This window comes from Sorangium sp. So ce381, assembly GCF_051473845.1.
In the GTDB taxonomy this organism is placed as follows: domain Bacteria; phylum Myxococcota_A; class Polyangia; order Polyangiales; family Polyangiaceae; genus Sorangium; species Sorangium atrum.
This window is the reverse complement of the sequence record NZ_CP150336.1, coordinates 10,511,905-10,526,721: the sequence shown is the minus strand read 5'-3', so window position 1 is coordinate 10,526,721 and position 14,817 is coordinate 10,511,905. Positions and strand designations below refer to the sequence as shown.

The 14,817-nt window shown below is 72.0% G+C and carries 11 protein-coding genes; 5 read left to right on the top strand and 6 right to left on the bottom strand.

The genetic code is table 11. The features are described from left to right. Nucleotides 1-190: 190 nt before the first annotated feature. The 3 genes from ypfJ to WMF29_RS39505 all read left to right on the top strand — a co-directional run bounded on the left by ypfJ (nucleotide 191) and on the right by WMF29_RS39505 (nucleotide 6,401). Nucleotides 191-1,024, top strand: a complete 834-nt coding sequence (gene ypfJ, locus WMF29_RS39515) for a KPN_02809 family neutral zinc metallopeptidase (RefSeq protein WP_437325247.1) — start codon at nucleotides 191-193, stop codon at nucleotides 1,022-1,024. Nucleotides 1,025-1,079: 55 nt separating this feature from the next. After that, entirely contained in the window at nucleotides 1,080-5,717 is a 4,638-nt protein-coding gene (locus tag WMF29_RS39510; protein ID WP_437325246.1) for a capsule biosynthesis protein CapB, read from the top strand. A 78-nt stretch (nucleotides 5,718-5,795) separates the two neighbouring features. Next, complete coding sequence (locus WMF29_RS39505) at nucleotides 5,796-6,401, top strand: Uma2 family endonuclease (RefSeq protein ID WP_437331213.1); 606 nt, start codon at nucleotides 5,796-5,798, stop codon at nucleotides 6,399-6,401. A gap of 72 nt (nucleotides 6,402-6,473) precedes the next feature. Here WMF29_RS39505 and WMF29_RS39500 read toward each other — a convergent pair whose 3' ends face one another. Next, the gene (locus WMF29_RS39500) at nucleotides 6,474-6,836 is read right to left on the bottom strand and encodes a GFA family protein (protein WP_437325245.1); all 363 of its coding nucleotides are present in this window, start codon (nucleotides 6,834-6,836) and stop codon (nucleotides 6,474-6,476) included. 214 nt (nucleotides 6,837-7,050) lie between these two features. Beyond that, nucleotides 7,051-7,818, bottom strand: a complete 768-nt coding sequence (locus tag WMF29_RS39495) for an SDR family NAD(P)-dependent oxidoreductase (protein WP_437325244.1) — start codon at nucleotides 7,816-7,818, stop codon at nucleotides 7,051-7,053. Nucleotides 7,819-7,891: 73 nt separating this feature from the next. Here WMF29_RS39495 and WMF29_RS39490 point away from each other — a divergent pair, with 73 nt between their 5' ends. After that, the gene (locus tag WMF29_RS39490; RefSeq protein ID WP_437325243.1) at nucleotides 7,892-8,845 is read left to right on the top strand and encodes an ABC transporter substrate-binding protein; all 954 of its coding nucleotides are present in this window, start codon (nucleotides 7,892-7,894) and stop codon (nucleotides 8,843-8,845) included. A 27-nt stretch (nucleotides 8,846-8,872) separates the two neighbouring features. On the opposite strand, the gene WMF29_RS39485 is transcribed toward WMF29_RS39490, so the two are convergent. The 4 genes from WMF29_RS39485 to WMF29_RS39470 form a co-directional block, all read right to left on the bottom strand. Next, entirely contained in the window at nucleotides 8,873-9,685 is an 813-nt protein-coding gene (locus tag WMF29_RS39485; protein WP_437325242.1) for a hypothetical protein, read from the bottom strand. A gap of 194 nt (nucleotides 9,686-9,879) precedes the next feature. After that, complete coding sequence (locus WMF29_RS39480) at nucleotides 9,880-11,064, bottom strand: aldo/keto reductase (protein ID WP_437325241.1); 1,185 nt, start codon at nucleotides 11,062-11,064, stop codon at nucleotides 9,880-9,882. 30 nt (nucleotides 11,065-11,094) lie between these two features. After that, entirely contained in the window at nucleotides 11,095-12,375 is a 1,281-nt protein-coding gene (locus WMF29_RS39475; RefSeq protein ID WP_437325240.1) for a putative metal-binding motif-containing protein, read from the bottom strand. A gap of 257 nt (nucleotides 12,376-12,632) precedes the next feature. After that, nucleotides 12,633-13,094, bottom strand: coding sequence for a PIN domain-containing protein (locus WMF29_RS39470; RefSeq protein ID WP_437325239.1), 462 nt, complete (start codon nucleotides 13,092-13,094; stop codon nucleotides 12,633-12,635). Nucleotides 13,095-13,332: 238 nt separating this feature from the next. On the opposite strand from WMF29_RS39470, the gene WMF29_RS39465 reads away from it, so the two are divergent. After that, a complete protein-coding gene (locus WMF29_RS39465; protein WP_437325238.1) occupies nucleotides 13,333-14,733 on the top strand; it encodes a hypothetical protein in 1,401 nt (466 codons plus the stop codon). The last annotated feature ends 84 nt before the right edge of the window (nucleotides 14,734-14,817 follow it).

Genomic DNA, 14,817 nt, shown 5'->3' with positions numbered 1-14,817 from the left:
CGCAGAGAGGTGTCTTCTCGGGAGACGCCGAGAGAGGCCTCGTGTTCTTCGTGTCAAGGCGCAGGGGGCGATTCGCTCGCTCGCGCGCCGCGAGACCAGGCCGGCACCGCCAGGCGAGCAATACCCTCACGTCCTGACCGAAAGCTAAGGTACCACCCGATGCGCAGTCCACGCTATACATGCGCTGGTCATGCGCTGGACACCTGGGAAACGCAGTGCGAACCTCCGAGACCTCCGCGGCGCATCCGGCGGAGCGAAGCTCGGTGTCGGCGGGACGGTGATCCTGCTCGTGCTCTCGCTGGTCTTCGGCAAGGATCTCCTGTCGGGGCTCGGTCAGGGGGCCGCGACCCCCGGCGCGCAGAGCGGGCGCGCTAGCTCGCCCGAGGAGGAGCGGCTCGTCGACTTCGTCTCCTTCGTCCTCGATGACACCGAGGCCGTGTGGACGCAGGTGTTCAGCCAGATGGGGCAGCGCTATCCGGCGCCCCAGCTGACGGTGTTCACCGACTCCGTGAGGTCGGGCTGCGGTATCGGCGAGGCGGCGATGGGCCCGTTCTACTGCCCGGCGGATCGGACGGCGTACATCGACCTCGGCTTCTACCGCGAGCTCAAGGCGCGGTTCGGCGCGCCAGGCGACTTCGCCCAGGCCTACGTGCTCGCCCACGAGATCGGCCACCACGTGCAGAACGTGCTCGGGACCGAGCGCCGCCTGCGCCAGCTGCAGGCCGCGCGCCCGGGCGAGAAGAACGCGCTCTCCGTGAAGATGGAGCTCCAGGCGGACTGCTTCGCCGGCGTGTGGGCCCACTCCACGGCGAAGCGCGACCTGCTCGAGGCGGGCGACGTCGAGGAGGCCCTCCGGGCCGCGTCCGCGATCGGCGACGACCGGCTGCAGAAGGCCGCGACCGGCAGGGTCAACCCGGAGACGTGGACGCACGGCTCGTCGGCGCAGCGGGTCACCTGGTTCAAGCGCGGCATGCAGGGCGGCCGCGTCGAGGACTGCGACACGTTCGCGGAGGGCACGCCCTGAACAGGCGGCGCGCGCTCCAGTTCCCTCGGGGCTCCGCCCCGACCCCGGAGGCGCCGTGAGCTCGCGCGAGGCGCCTGACTCCTGGACCTCCGCGCCGCGGTCGATCCCGGAGGTCATCGAGGACAGCCTCCCTCAGATCGAGGTGCGCCTGCGCCCGCGCGCCATCGCCACGGTCGTCGCCCGCGTCACGGCCGACCTGGGCGACGAGGAGTACCCGAGGCCCGCGCTGCTCGCAGCGCTCGCCCGGTGCGCGGACGGCGCGGCCGCCGAGGTCGATCGGCTGCGCAGCGCCGAGTCCGCGCTCGTGCTCGCCTACCAGTCGGCCGCCACCCCCGCCGAGCGGCGCGAGCTCCTCGCCCGGCAGCTCCGCGTCTGGGCGCGAGAGCGCAAGCAGAGCGAGAGGAGCGGCGCGGCCTCCCTGCTCGGCTGGGCCGTGGCGCGCGTCGAGCAGGCCGGCGATCTCTCGGCGCTCGGCCGCAACCTCGACCTCGAGGCGGCCCAGGAGCGCTTCGCCACCGCCATCGCCGACCGCCTCGACGAGATCGAGGTCGCTTACCATGCCCTCACCCACCTCGCGCAGCACCTCGACGACCCGTCCGACGCGCTGCACGTGGCCCGCGACGGCGGCGTCCTCCGGCTCGCCATGGCGCACGCCGAGCCGAGCCGCCCCGCGCCCGTCCGCCGGGCCGCGCTGCTCGCCGCCGTCGCCCTGCTGCACCGCCTCCCGGCGCGCGAGCGGCTCGGACACCTCGGGCTCGACGCGGCCCGCTCCGTGCTCGCGTGGTCGCGCGGGGTCAACGCGTCCCGCTGGGTGCAGATCGCCGCCCTCGAGATCGGCGTCCTCCTGTTCCCCGACGAGGCGTTCTCCCTGCTGGCCGAGCGCCTGCGCGCGCGGGACGCCGCCGACAAGGACGGCCCCATCCTCCGCCGCAACGCCCTGCGCCTGCTCGGCGCGGCGGCGCGCCCGTCCGCCCCGGTGATCCCGCTCGACCGCGCGGGGCGCATCGCCGGCGCCGCGCGGGACCCGCGCCGCTGGAGCGGCGCGCAGGCCAGCCGCGCCAGCCGGTCGAGCATCGCGCCGGAGACCGCCGCCGCCTCCGGAGGCGCCCGCGAGGGCTCCGAGGGTGCCGAGCCGCCCGACGCGCCCGCGCCCGACTCGGCGCCCCGGCTCAGCGCCGATCCCGCGGCCGGCGCGCCGCCTGCCCGCGTGGCGCCCGCGAGCGTGGACCCGCTCGCCATCGCGCTGCTCGCCCGCGACGACCCGAGCGAGCACGTCCGCCAGGAGCTCGTGCGCCAACTCGTCGAGCTCGGCGGCGCGGAGGCCCTCACGGCGCTCGTCGAGCTCGCCGAGGGCGACGGGTCGCCTCGCGTCCGCGGGTACGCGCTGCGGGAGCTCTCGCGGCACGCGACCGACCACGCGGACGCCGCCCCGTTCGCCGAGCGCGCCGTCCGGTTCGCCCTCGCGAAGCCCGGTCCGCCGCTCGCGTCCCGCGCGGCCCTCGAGGCGGTGCGCACGCTCTGCGCCGGGCCCTATGCCCCGCTGCCTCCGGGGACGTTCGTCGAGCTGCTCGCCGAGTTCGCGAGCCGCCCGGCGATCTCGCCGGACCTGTCGGACGAGGCCGCCGCCGCGCTGCGGCTGCTCGAGGTCGAGAGCCGCCCGGTCGCCGAGCACATCCGCCAGACGCTCCTCGCCGCGGCGTCGGAGCTCCTGGAGGGCGAGAGCGCGCCGGTCGAGCTCCCGGCCGACGCCGAGCCCAGGGACGTCGAGCGCGCGCTCGCGGTCGCGTCGCGCGGCGACATGACGTACACGCTGCGGCGCCGCGGCCGGGGACGGTACCTGCTGACGCGCGGCGAGCCGCGCGGCTTCCGCCTCTGGCGGCTCGTCCACGAGATGCGCACGCCGATGCCGGACAAGCGCAAGGGGTGGATCCACACGAGCGGCCGCCTGTTCGCGGGCGAGCTCGTCGCGCCGCCGGTCGGCATGGCGGAGGTCACGCCGACGCGCGTGCCGGGCGAGCGCCACGTGTACCCGCCCGTCGGCGGCTGGGGGCCGTTCGTCCCGCGCATCGACGACCTGCTCTCCGCCGCCAGCCTGACCCAGCGCGAGATCCGCCTCATCACGGCGCGCGGCACGGTCACGGTGCGCGGCCCGGCCAAGCTCGCGCACCGGCTGCGCGCCCGCGCCCTGCTCACGCTGCGCTACGACCGCTACGCCCAGGCCCGCATGCGCGCGCTCGTGGCGCAGGAGCCGGCCGAGCAGAAGAAGTTCACGCTGATGACGGGCGAGCTCGGCTTCACGGTCGCGCTCGGCGACACCGGGGGCGAGGTCGAGGGGCGCCCCTACGCGATCGAGCCGCACCTGCCGGTCAAGTACCTCGCGGTCGCGCTGCCTTCAGCGCTCCAGAGCGGCCGCGACTGGCTCGCCGGTCCGTCGGTGCCCGTCTGGATCGACGGCTTCTTCTCGTACCTCGTCTCGCCGGCGGGCAACGTCCCGACGCAGCTCGCGTGGATCGTGTTCCTCGTCCTCGCGTACATGGTGCTGCGTGCCGCGTGGATCGCGGCGCAGATCGAGCGCGCCCGCCGGGGCATCCCGCTCACGATCGGCGGCTGGGGGACGCGCGGCAAGAGCGGCTCGGAGCGGCTCAAGGCCGCGCTGTTCCACGCGCTCCGCTACGACGTCGTCGTGAAGACGACCGGCTGCGAGGCGATGTTCATCCACGCCATGCGCGACCTGCCGGCGCAGGAGATCTTCATCTACCGCCCGTACGACAAGGCGACGATCTGGGAGCAGCGGAACATCCTCACGGCCGGGCGGAACCTCCGCGCCCAGGTGTTCCTGTGGGAGTGCATGGCGCTCCAGCCGCTCTTCGTGGACACGCTCTGCTCCGAGTGGATGCGCGACGAGATCACGACGCTGACGAACGCCTACCCGGATCACGAGGACATCCAGGGCCCCGGGGGCGAGGACGTCGCCCGGGTGATCGCGCGCTTCATGCCCACGGACGGGCTGTCGTTCACGACGGAGGAGCAGATGCTCCCGCTGCTCAAGGACCAGGCGCAGCGGAAGGGGACGAACCTCGTCGCGATCCCGCCGATCGACGCGGACCTGCTGCCGGTCGACCTCCTGGATCGGCTCCCGTACCAGGAGCACCCGCGCAACGTGGCGCTGGTGCTGGCGCTCGCGGACCATTTCGGCGTCGATCGCGAGTTCGCGCTCGTCGAGATCGCGGATCACGTGATCCTCGATCTCGGCGTCCTGAAGACGTACCCGACGGTGCAGTACCGGGGGCGGAAGCTCACGTTCTCGAACGGGATGAGCGCGAACGAGCGCGCCGGGTTCATGTCGAACTGGACGCGTCTCGCGTTCGACAAGCACGACATGGACGCGACGCCCGGCAAGGCGACGGTGATGGTGGTGAACAACCGCGCGGACCGGGTCGCGCGGTCGCGCGTGTTCGCGCAGATCATCGTGGAGGACATCGGGGTCGATCACGTGGTGCTGATCAACTCGAACCTCGGCGGGATGATGCAGTTCATCACGGAGGGGCTCGACGCGCGGCTCCGGGACATGGTGATCACGGGCGACGGGGGCAAGGAGCGCGCGCTCGAGCGCTTCGACGAGCAGATGAAGAAGGTCGGCATCCCGGCGCGGGCGGGCGCCTTCGAGGAGGATCTCACCCGGATGCTGCGCGCGCTGCCGGCGATCGACGAGGCGGCGGCGGCGGCGATCGTGGGCGGCCCCGGGGTGGCCGGGAAGAAGGGGGAGCCCGAGGCGATCGAGGCGGCGGTGAAGCAGGCCCTGGAGGCGCACGCGCCGCCGGCGGGGGAGGACGACATCCGCCCGGACATCATCCACCACGCGGCGCGGCTGTCGCGGCGGCTCGCCCGCCGCGACAAGGCGCGCGCGGAGGTGGAGGCGGCGCTTTCGCGGGGCGCGGACGCCGAGGCCAACCAGGCGTTCCGGGTGGCGTTCCGCGAGCTGTGCCTCGAGCGCATCGCGGTCCTGTGGAACGCCGACGCGAAGGGGGACAAGGTGATCGACTTCATCACGCGCGAGATCCCGCCGGGGTTCGACGCGCGGCTGATGGGGTCGCAGAACATCAAGGGGACCGGGCTCGACTTCGTCTACCGGTGGCTCTCGATGGATCGCGTGAGGACCGCGATCGAGCGGATGCAGAGCAACGCGTCGGCGCGGCGCGAGGTGCTGACGTTCTTCCTTTCGTACTCGGACTTCGGCCTGATCGATCTGCGCGAGGCGCTCGCCGCGACGCGCGCGGCGAAGGAGCAGGGCGGCGCCGGGTGGGCGGAGCACGCGAACCTGATCGACGGGGCGATCCGCAGGCTCGAGGCGCTCGACAAGGAGAAGACGGCGGCGCTCGTGGTGACGGGCAAGACGGGGGTCGGGACGAAGGTGCTGCTCCGGATAGAGCAGTTCGTCGATCACATGGACTCGGTGCGCCGGACGCGGTGGGCGAAGATCGTGATGGACGATCTGTTCGCGATGCGCATCGGCCACGGCCAGGCCGCGCTGCTGCTGCGGGAGATCGTGGGGCGGCAGAAGGGCGGCTGGCTGGCGAAGGATCTCGCCAAGTGGGTCGAGAAGCGCAGGGCGTGGCTGGAGAGCCGCCGGAAGAAGCAGCCGAAGAAGGCCGAGCCGACCGCGCCGCCGGGGGCGGCGGCGGAGCCGGGGTGACGGGGTGGAAGCGGGCAGCCGGGGAGGGGAGCGCTGCTGCCGTCGGCGGGGGCAAGCGTGCTATCCTCATGAGCCGTGATGGCTGGCGCCGCCGTTGCTCGGGACAGCTCGGACAGCCTCAGCGATGAGGCGTGGCTGGAGCTCGCCGAGGACGAGCCGGGCGAGCTCGTCGATGGCGTGCTCGTGGAGGAAGAGGTGCCGGACTGGATCCACGAGACCGCCGTCATGTGGCTCATCCGGGTGCTCGGCGCGTGGGCTGCGGCCCGCGGGGGCTTCGTGGCCGGCTCGGAGCTCAAGTACCTCCTCCGCAAGGGCAGCGGGCGCAAGCCGGACGTCTCCATGGTGCTGCCCGGGCAGAGGCCCCCGCCGCGGCGCGGGCCCATGCGGCGCCCGCCGGACGTGATGATCGAGGTGGTCTCGCCGCGGCCGCGCGATGTCCACCGCGATCGCATCGAGAAGCTGCGCGAGTATGCGGCGTTCGGCGTGCGCTGGTACTGGCTGCTCGATCCGGCGACGAGGATGCTGGAGATCTACGAGCTCGGGCCGGACGGGCGCTACGTGTGGGCGCAGGCAGCCGCGGTCGGGCGCGTCGAGGCGGTGCCAGGGTGCGACGGGCTGGTGGTCGACCTGGACGAGCTCTGGGGCGAGCTCGATCGGTTGGGGGAAGAGGAGCCGGCCGAGTAACCTTCTCCGGCTCAGCTACCGGACGGGTCGTTCCCCGAACCGGGGATGAATTCGGGCGGAACAGGGGCGCGACTACAGGCTCTTCCCGTCGAATTTCATCGTCTTGAGCGCGTCGATATCGACGTCGTCCAGGCAGCGGACGTTGATGGCGCACATCTCCTGTCCGTTGGGACCGACTCCCCGCGCGAACGACTCGACGCCGCAGACCGAGCAGAACACGTGGTGAATGACCTTCTTGTTGAACTGGTAGTCGGTGAGGACGTCGCCACCCTCCTTGAGCGTGAGCTGGTCCACCGGCGCGAAGGCCAGCATCGCGCCCAGCTTCGAACAGCGCGAGCAGTTGCACATGACCACGGGATTGCTCAGGTCCACCTTGACCTCATAACGAACCTTCCCGCAGTGACAGCCACCTGTATAGGTCTTGATCTCCGTCATGCGCGCATGGTGCCACAAGGAGCTGGCCGCGTGACGCAAAAATGCGATGTGTCGTGGCGGGCTACACCTCTCCACCTGGGCAAAAGACGTTCCGCGCCGAGGCATCGCAGCGGCATGCGCCGGCCTCGGCCTCGCTGCATTGCATCCTGTCGGAAACTTTTCTCGACTCAGGCGGTCTAACGACGCCGCTCCTCGGCGAGGGGCTGTGCCTCGCCTACTGCTCCTCGTAGTTCCACGTCAGCCCGCCATCGACGAAGTACGTCGAGCCGGTCACGTAATCGGCGTCCGCCGAGGCGAGGAACACGGCGAGCCCGGCCACGTCCTCTGGCTTTCCCAGGCGGCCCAGCGGGATCTGAGCGAGCAGCGCGCTCAGCTTGTCGCGATCCTTGAGCAGAGCGGCGTTGATCGCCGTCTCGATCGCGCCCGGCGCGATGGCATTCACGGTGATCCCGGTGCCGCGCAGCTCCACGGCGAGCGTGCGCGTGAGCATGCGGACGCCGCCCTTGCTGGCGCAGTACGAAGCGAAGTGGGGAAATGGAAGATCCTCATGAACCGAGCTGATGTTGATGATCTTGCCGGGGCGCCCCGCCTCGCGCAGGTGACGGACCATCGCCTGGCTCCCGAAGAACACCGCTTTGAGGTTGGTGTTCATGACCGCATCGTAGTCCTCCTCGGTCACCTCCCAGAACGGCGCCCGCTTCTCCATCCCAGCATTGTTGACAAGCACGTCCAGCCGGCCGAAGCGCGCGACGACCTCCTGGATGAGCCCTTGCACGCTCTGGACGGAGGCGACGTCGACGGCGAACAGATGACCTCGCCTCCCAGCGGCCTCGACCTCGGCGAGGGCCTCCTCGGCGCCCTCCTTGCTCTTGTGGTACGTGAGCGCCACGTCGGCGCCTTCCCGGGCGAACCGGACAGCGATGCTGCGGCCAATGCCCCGGCTGCTCCCTGTGACCAGCGCGATCTTGCCTTGCAGTCTCATGGGGACCTCCTGTCTTCACGAGCATTGTGCCCGCCGCGCCCCGCGGGGATCGCCAGGAGATAGAATACCGCGCATGCGCATCGCCTCCCTGCTGCCGTCCGCGACCGAGATCGTCTGCGCGCTGGGCGCGCAGAGCGAGCTCGTCGGTGTCTCTCACGAGTGCGACTTCCCCGAGGGGCTGACCGGCCTCCCCGTGCTCACGCGCCCACGGCTCAGGCCGGCGCGCTCCAGCCGGGAGATCGACGCCGCGGTCCGCGACGTCCTCCGGGACGCGCTCGCGGTCTATGACATCGATCTGGACGCCCTCCGCGAGGCGCGGCCGGACGTGATCGTGACGCAGGACCTCTGCGACGTCTGCGCGGTCTCGTTCGACGACGTCCGCGCGGCCGTCGCGCGCCTTGCGCGTCAGGACGTGCGCATCATCAACCTGCACCCGACGCGGCTCGACGACATCTGGGCCGACGTTCGCCGCGTCGCCGAGGGGATCGGCCGCGCGGCAGGCGGCGAGGCGCTCGTCGACCGGCTGCGCGCGCGCGTCGCCGCCACCGCCGCGCGCGCGGCCGCGGCGCCGGGCAGGCCGCGCGTGCTCGCGGTCGAGTGGATCGATCCTGTCATGATCGGCGGCACGTGGATGCCGGAGCTCATCGCCCTTGCAGGCGGGGAACCCCTCGTGACGCGACCCGGTGAGCACGCGCCGACGCTCTCGCCGGCCGCTCTCGCCGCGCTCGATCCCGACGTGGTGATGATCAAGCCGTGCGGCTTCACCCTCGAGCGCACGCTCGATGAGCTCGACCTCCTCCCCCGCGTGCTGCCCTGGGCGACGTATCGGGCCGTGGCGCAAGGCCGCGTGTACGTCGCCGACGGCAACGCCTTCTTCAATCGCCCTGGTCCCCGCATCGTGGAGTCGCTCGAGATCCTCGCGGCCTGCGCTCACCCGGCCGTGTTCGCCGACGCGCGCCGCGCGCACGCCCGGTCGGTGGTGCGGATCGACGCGGAGCTCCGGCGGCACGCGTTCGAAGACGACTGACCCCAGCGCCCGGCGCCTCCAGCTGTTCTATCGTGGGGCCCGGCCGGCCGCCTTGGACGCCGGCGGGCGTGCCGCCTGCCGCGTCGAGTCGAGCTCCTTGCGGAGCGCCGCGAGCTCGCGCTGGAGGGCGGCGATCTGCTTCTGCTGCATCTGGATCGCTGCCACGGCCATGCTCGTGTATCCGTACAGGTCGACGTGGTCGCCGTCGCTCGCGACCGCCGGGCTCGCCGGATTGTCGTCGATGATGAACCCGAGATGCTCCCGGCCGTGCCCGCCCTCGTGGTTGTAACGCCAGGTCGCGAGCGGCGTGGCGACGAGCTCGTCGCGCACGCGCGCGAGCTCGGTCTCCGGCAGGTACCGGATATCGTGTTTGTACCGGGCGCGGGATCTGGGGCAACCCCCAGGACGCTGCGTAGGATCGTCGCCGGTGCAGAGCAGCTGCGCGTTGCAGTCGTTCGCGGGATCGCATGTCGCGTCCGGCTCGGCGCACGGGGCCCCCTCCTTCTCGTCGGTGCACGGCTTCACCCCGTCGCGAGGCCGGTGCCCGCTGCATACCGGATCGCCGCATGTGAGATACCACCTCAGCTCCTCCGCCCCGCCGCCGGTGCCAGCGCCGCCCGTGCCACCACCCGCGCCGCCGCTGCCGGCGTCCGCGCCGCCGCTGCCAGCACCCGCGCCGCCGGTGCCCGCGCTCGCGCCGCCGGTGCCGGCACCCGCACCGCCGGTGCCTGCGCTCGCTCCGCCGCTTCCGCTGTCCCCTCCGCCGGAATTGCAGCCCGCCCCTGCCGCGAACGCGAGCGCGCAGAGGAGCGCCATCGTCCCCGTACCGTGAATGCGCATGAGAGACCTCCTTGGAACGACTGTCCCCGACCCACCAGGGGAGGATGTCGAACAAGGACAGGACGCGGCAAGAACCGTGCGCTGTCGGCCGTTCCCGCTTTTGCAACGCGGGGGCTCGCCTCCGTGGCCGACGCAGGCGCGCGCCGGGCTCACCCGCCGCGGAGCCGCTCGCCGCGCTCGCGCGAAGCTCAGGCTCAGTGTTTGCCGAGGCGCCTCACCTCTTGCCCTGCGAGCAGCGCGTGCGCCTCCGCCAGGACCTCGGGGATGCGGTGCCGCTGCGGCGCGCCCGCGAGGGCCTGCGCGAGGTCGAGCTCCCGCACGCGATCGGCGCGGTTCCCCGGGAACCAGTGGCCGCCGCCGCCGAGGAGGTTGTACCGCATCTTGCCGTAGGCCGTCATGTCGAGCGCGCGGGCGAAGTTGTACAGCCGCAGGATCTCGCGGATGTTGACTTGCCCGGGGACGGCTTCCCAGTCGGGGAGGCCGACGTGCCATGTCTCGAGCCACGCCCGGCCGAGCACCCGCTCGAGCTCTTCGTCGATCCGGCGCAGGATCGGCGCCAGCGCGGCCTGCGCGGCGCCCTCGCCGTCGAGCAGCGGCAAGGCCTTCATGTGCTCGTCGAAGTCGGACGGGCGCGCCGCCCCGACGCTGATCGTGTGGACCTCGGGACGAGCGAGGCAGAAGAGGTCATTGAACACGATCGGCGAGAGCGGGTCGCAGAGCCGCACGAGCTTGTCGCTCGGCTCGTACAGCCTGCCTCCCTTGTCGGTGGGGCTGATGATGAAGACCCCCATGTCCTGCTCGGCCGCAGCCTGGATGGCCGGCCAGGCGAGCTGATTCACGTAGTACCAGTGCAGGTTGACGTAATCGCATCGGCCGTCCTGCACCATGGCGGTGATCACGCGCGGCGCCGCGTGCGTCGAGAACCCCACCGCGCGCACGCGGCCTTGCCGCTTCAGCTCGAGCGCAGCGTCCAGGCAGCCGCCTTTGCGCAGCGACCACGAGAGGCGCGTCTCGTCGTTCACGCCGTGGAGCGCGAACAGGTCGACGTGATCGAGCCGGAGGAGCTTCATCGACCGCTCGAACGTCGCAAGGAACTTCGCTGGATCCGCCTCGGGGCTGACCTTCGTCTGGACGATGATCCGCTCGCGCGGCAGGGTCGGCAGGATCTTCCCGAGCTGCTCCTCGCTCGTGCCGTACCCTCGCGCGGTCTCGATATGATTGATTCCAAGCTCGATCGCCCGCTCGATGCACGCCTCGATGTTGCGCTGGCTCGCGGGCGAGATGGGGTCCTTGTCGTTCCAGGATTGCTGGTACCGCATCCCTCCGCACGAGAGGACAGGTATCTTGATCTCGGTGCGACCGAAGCGGCGGTAGAGCATGCGTGTCGACCTCAGGCTCGGAAGGAAGGCTTACCGTAGGGTGCCACTCTTCCGCAGGCGCCGCAACGCGAGGAGGGCGAACGGCGAGGCGAGCGTGAGCAGCCGCCACGGAGACCCGCCGCCGGGGGCGCCGGCGTCGACGGCGCAACCGCCGCTCTCCGCTCCTCCCTCGTCCGGCGCGCCGCCGCCCGCGGAGCCCGCGGAGGCAACGGCGCTGCCGGCGCCTCCCGCGCTGCCGGTGCTGCCGCCGCTCCCGGCCGTGCCGCCGCCGGTCCCGCTGCTGCACGTGCCGCTCGGGCAGCCCTCGCCGGGCGCGCAGAGGCCTGGGTCCTCGTCGACCTCGCCGTCGCAGTCGTCGTCGAGCGCGTTGCACACCTCGGCGGTCGGTTCGCCGGGCGTGCACGACCCAGGGGTGCACGCGCTCGCTTCCCGCGCGCACATCCCGACGCCGCACACCTCGCGCACGCCCTCGTCGATCCGGCCATCGCAGTCGTCGTCGGCGAGATTGCATATCTCGGGCGCGTCCGGGTGGACGTCGGGGGATCTGTCGTTGCAGTCGTTGGAGCTCGGCGCGTACCCCTCGGGGGGGCACTTCGCCGTGACGGTCGCGCCGAAGAACGAGCCGTAACCGTCGCCGTCGGCGTCTTCATACTGCGTCGTGACCTCGAGCTCCTCGTCGATCTCTCCGTCGCAGTCGTCGTCGATCTCGTTGCACGCCTCTTCCTGACCGGGATGGATGTTGACGCTGTAGTCGTCGCAATCGCCGCCGCGCTCGGCGTGATCGGCCGGCCGGGTGCAATCGACCCTGGGCGCGCTGGAGTCGCCGTAGCCGTCGGCGTCGCGATCGAGGTAATACGTCGTCCCGGCGCATCCGTAGGCAAACGCTGTGTCGGCGGACGAAGCGCCGTCTCCGCGCGGGCCGTTGTCGCCGTTGGCAGCGAGGGCCCACACCTTGACGACGACCCCGCCCGGCGCGCCCGGCGCGATCCACTGCGCGTCGAAGCGGACGACCCCTCCGCTCGCTCGCTTCGGCGCGTCGTGGACGAGCTGGTGCTCGTCGATGAGCTTGGTGCCTTGACCGTTGATGGGGGAGAGCCGGCCTGTTTCGGTGAGGAGATAGATGCCCCCGGCGTTGATGTTGGCAGACCGGATCTGCACCTGCAGAGTCACCGTCTCGCCGGCCGCCGGGTTCTTGGGGCTATAGTCGATGGTGATATTTGGCTCCGCGCCGCCGGTGTGGCAGCCGTTGCACCCCTCCACCGCAAGCCCGGCGCGGCGGGCGTGGGCCTGCGGCGCAGCCAGGGTGGTCAAGAGGGCCAAGCTCACCGAGAGGACCGGTGAAATAAGCGATGTACTTCGCATGCGCCTCGCCGCGCAGCTCAGGCTCGCGAGCTCCGCGCGCTCCGCTGCGACGCTCAGGGATAGCTGCCCTCGCCGGGTGCGACAAGTGCATATGCGCGGAGTGTAAACTTGCGCCATTGCCATCCGGTCATCCGGCACGGCTGTTTTTTTTGACGTTTTCGAGGACAGCGGGTGTCGCGAAGCGCATTGCCGCTCGCTGCAACGCGTTATCCGAATCCGAGCCGAACGTGCTGCGGCCTTGTCACATCGCAGACGACACCGTGGTACTTGAGGAGCCCTTCGTCGAGCGTCACCACGGTCGCATCCGCGCGGCGGGCGGCCCACAGATACACGAGGTCGGTCGCGTTGGCGAAGGGCCTGCGGCCGCGCATGCGCCTCGTCAGCTGGGCGAGGAACTCCGTGATGGCGCCCGCGTCCTCGGGCGCGACCAGCTCGATCGCGAGGCCTCCCAGCGGGCTCGTGGCCGCGGGCGCGGCCCGCCGCGACGCCGCGAGCCGTTGCTCGGCGACGTACACCTCGAGCCATAGCTCGGGCGGCGCGAGCACGCGCGCCGTGTCCGCGGCCACGGCGGCGCGGGCGCGCTCGAGAAAGGCGAGCGCGTCCGCGTGCCCGGGCTCTGCGGGCTTCATCGAGGCGATGGCGACGGAGCTATCGAGAACGATCCGCATGAGGCCTCATCGGTATGGACGTGCCCTCGCACCGCTCCAGATCTGCCCGGCGGACCGGGTGGTTTGGTGACATCGAGACCCGGTATCCAGGACCACGACCAGATGGAAAGTCGACCGGCGGCGAGGGCCGAGGCCGCATGCCTGACGGCGGGGCGATGGCACACGCTGGCACGGCGGGCTCGCTCGGCGGCCGAAATCACGTATGTTCGCCCGGTACATGCCTTGCTTGTCGCCGTCCATGCGAAACTTCCTGCTTCGAATCCTGGTCGCGTCCCAGTGGGGCGCGAGCCTCGCGCTGGTGTCGGGCTGCGGCACGCATGTCGAGTCCGGCTCCAGCTCCAGCGCGCCTGAAGGCGCGACGTCGGGGGTGAGCTCCAGCTCGAGCTCGACGGGAGGCGCGGCATCGGGGGTGAGCTCCAGCTCGAGCTCGACGGGAGGCGTGACATCGGGGGCCGGCGGAGGTGGCGAAGTCGATCCTCCCGACGCCTCGGCGCCGCTCGATCCCTATCCGGATCCGACCTGCGTTGGGCCGTTTCACGATGGTGGCTATTACGGCCAGTGCTGTTACGAGGTGCACTGCACGGCGCCGGTCGGCGGCGCCTGCCCTGCGGCCACCGAGGCTGCGCCGCACCTCGACGACCTGCCGCCCGGCTCGGGGACGTGCACGTGCAGCGCCGAGGGAGAGGGCGCGGCCGGGTGGATCCAGGGCCCCTACGCGAACCGAACCGCGTCGGATCCGGCGAGCTGCTGCTACCTGGTCGGTTCCATCTCGTGTGAAGGGCGACCTCTCCTCGTCCGGGGCGAGCCCCGCGTCGCGCCGCTCGCGCACGCCCCGAGCGCGTGGTCGCAGACCGACGTGCGGCGCTTCGAGCGCGCGCTCGCCGACACCGACCTGAGCGAGCTCGCGCCCGCGGAGCGCCGCGAGCTCGCCCGGCGCTGGGCCGAGCGCGGTCAGAACGAGCACGCCTCGGTCGCCTCCTTCGGCCGCTTCGCGCTCGCGCTGATGGCGCAGGGCGCCCCTCCCCAGCTGCTCGAAGCGGCGCACCGCGCGGCGCTCGACGAGGTGCGGCACGCGCGCCTCGCGCTCGCGATCGCGTCGGCGTACGCGGGGGAGCCGGTGGGCGTCGGCCCGCTGCCCCTGCACGGCGCGCTCGACGACCTCGGCTCGCTCGAGGCCCTCACCCTGGCGACCGTCGTGGAGGGCTGCGTCGGAGAGACCCTCTCGGCCATCGAGGCGGAGATCGCGGCGCAGGCGGCGCAGCCGCCGGCGGTGCGCATGGCGCTCCAGGCGATCGCGCGCGACGAGGCGCGCCACGCAGAGCTCGCCTGGGCGTTCGTCCGCTGGGCCGTCACGACGGGCGGCGCGCGCCTTCGAGAGCGCGTCGCCGGGGCCTTCTCGCGCGCGCTCGATCAAGTGAGCGCCGGAGCGCCGGGCATCGCAGACAGCGATCTCCCGCCCTCCCACGGGTTCCTCGCCGCCGACGAGCTCCACCGGCTGCGGCAGCAGGCCGTGGCCGACGTGCTCCGTCCCGCCGCCGCCGCGCTCGTCGACGAGCGTGGTTCATCCGCCGGACGAGAGTTCAGCGGCGCTCGCGGGAATGCCGTGCTGCGCGGCGGCGCGACGTACCTGTCGACCTGAGCTCCCGCCGGGCAAACGCCGTTCTCGTGAGGGCCGAGCCAGGCCCGACCTCGCGGACGCCGGCGCGCTGCCGAGACGGCGCGC

Bases quoted from the DNA above. Each gene is read 5' to 3' on its own strand.
- WMF29_RS39470 (WP_437325239.1), bottom strand. From the start codon at position 13,094: ATGCGGATCGTTCTCGATAGCTCCGTCGCCATCGCCTCGATGAAGCCC.
- WMF29_RS39495 (WP_437325244.1), bottom strand. From the start codon at position 7,818: ATGAGACTGCAAGGCAAGATCGCGCTGGTCACAGGGAGCAGCCGGGGC.
- WMF29_RS39480 (WP_437325241.1), bottom strand. From the start codon at position 11,064: ATGCTCTACCGCCGCTTCGGTCGCACCGAGATCAAGATACCTGTCCTC.
- WMF29_RS39500 (WP_437325245.1), bottom strand. From the start codon at position 6,836: ATGACGGAGATCAAGACCTATACAGGTGGCTGTCACTGCGGGAAGGTT.
- WMF29_RS39485 (WP_437325242.1), bottom strand. From the start codon at position 9,685: ATGCGCATTCACGGTACGGGGACGATGGCGCTCCTCTGCGCGCTCGCG.
- ypfJ (WP_437325247.1), top strand. From the start codon at position 191: ATGCGCTGGACACCTGGGAAACGCAGTGCGAACCTCCGAGACCTCCGC.
- WMF29_RS39465 (WP_437325238.1), top strand. From the start codon at position 13,333: ATGCGAAACTTCCTGCTTCGAATCCTGGTCGCGTCCCAGTGGGGCGCG.
- WMF29_RS39505 (WP_437331213.1), top strand. From the start codon at position 5,796: ATGGCTGGCGCCGCCGTTGCTCGGGACAGCTCGGACAGCCTCAGCGAT.
- WMF29_RS39490 (WP_437325243.1), top strand. From the start codon at position 7,892: ATGCGCATCGCCTCCCTGCTGCCGTCCGCGACCGAGATCGTCTGCGCG.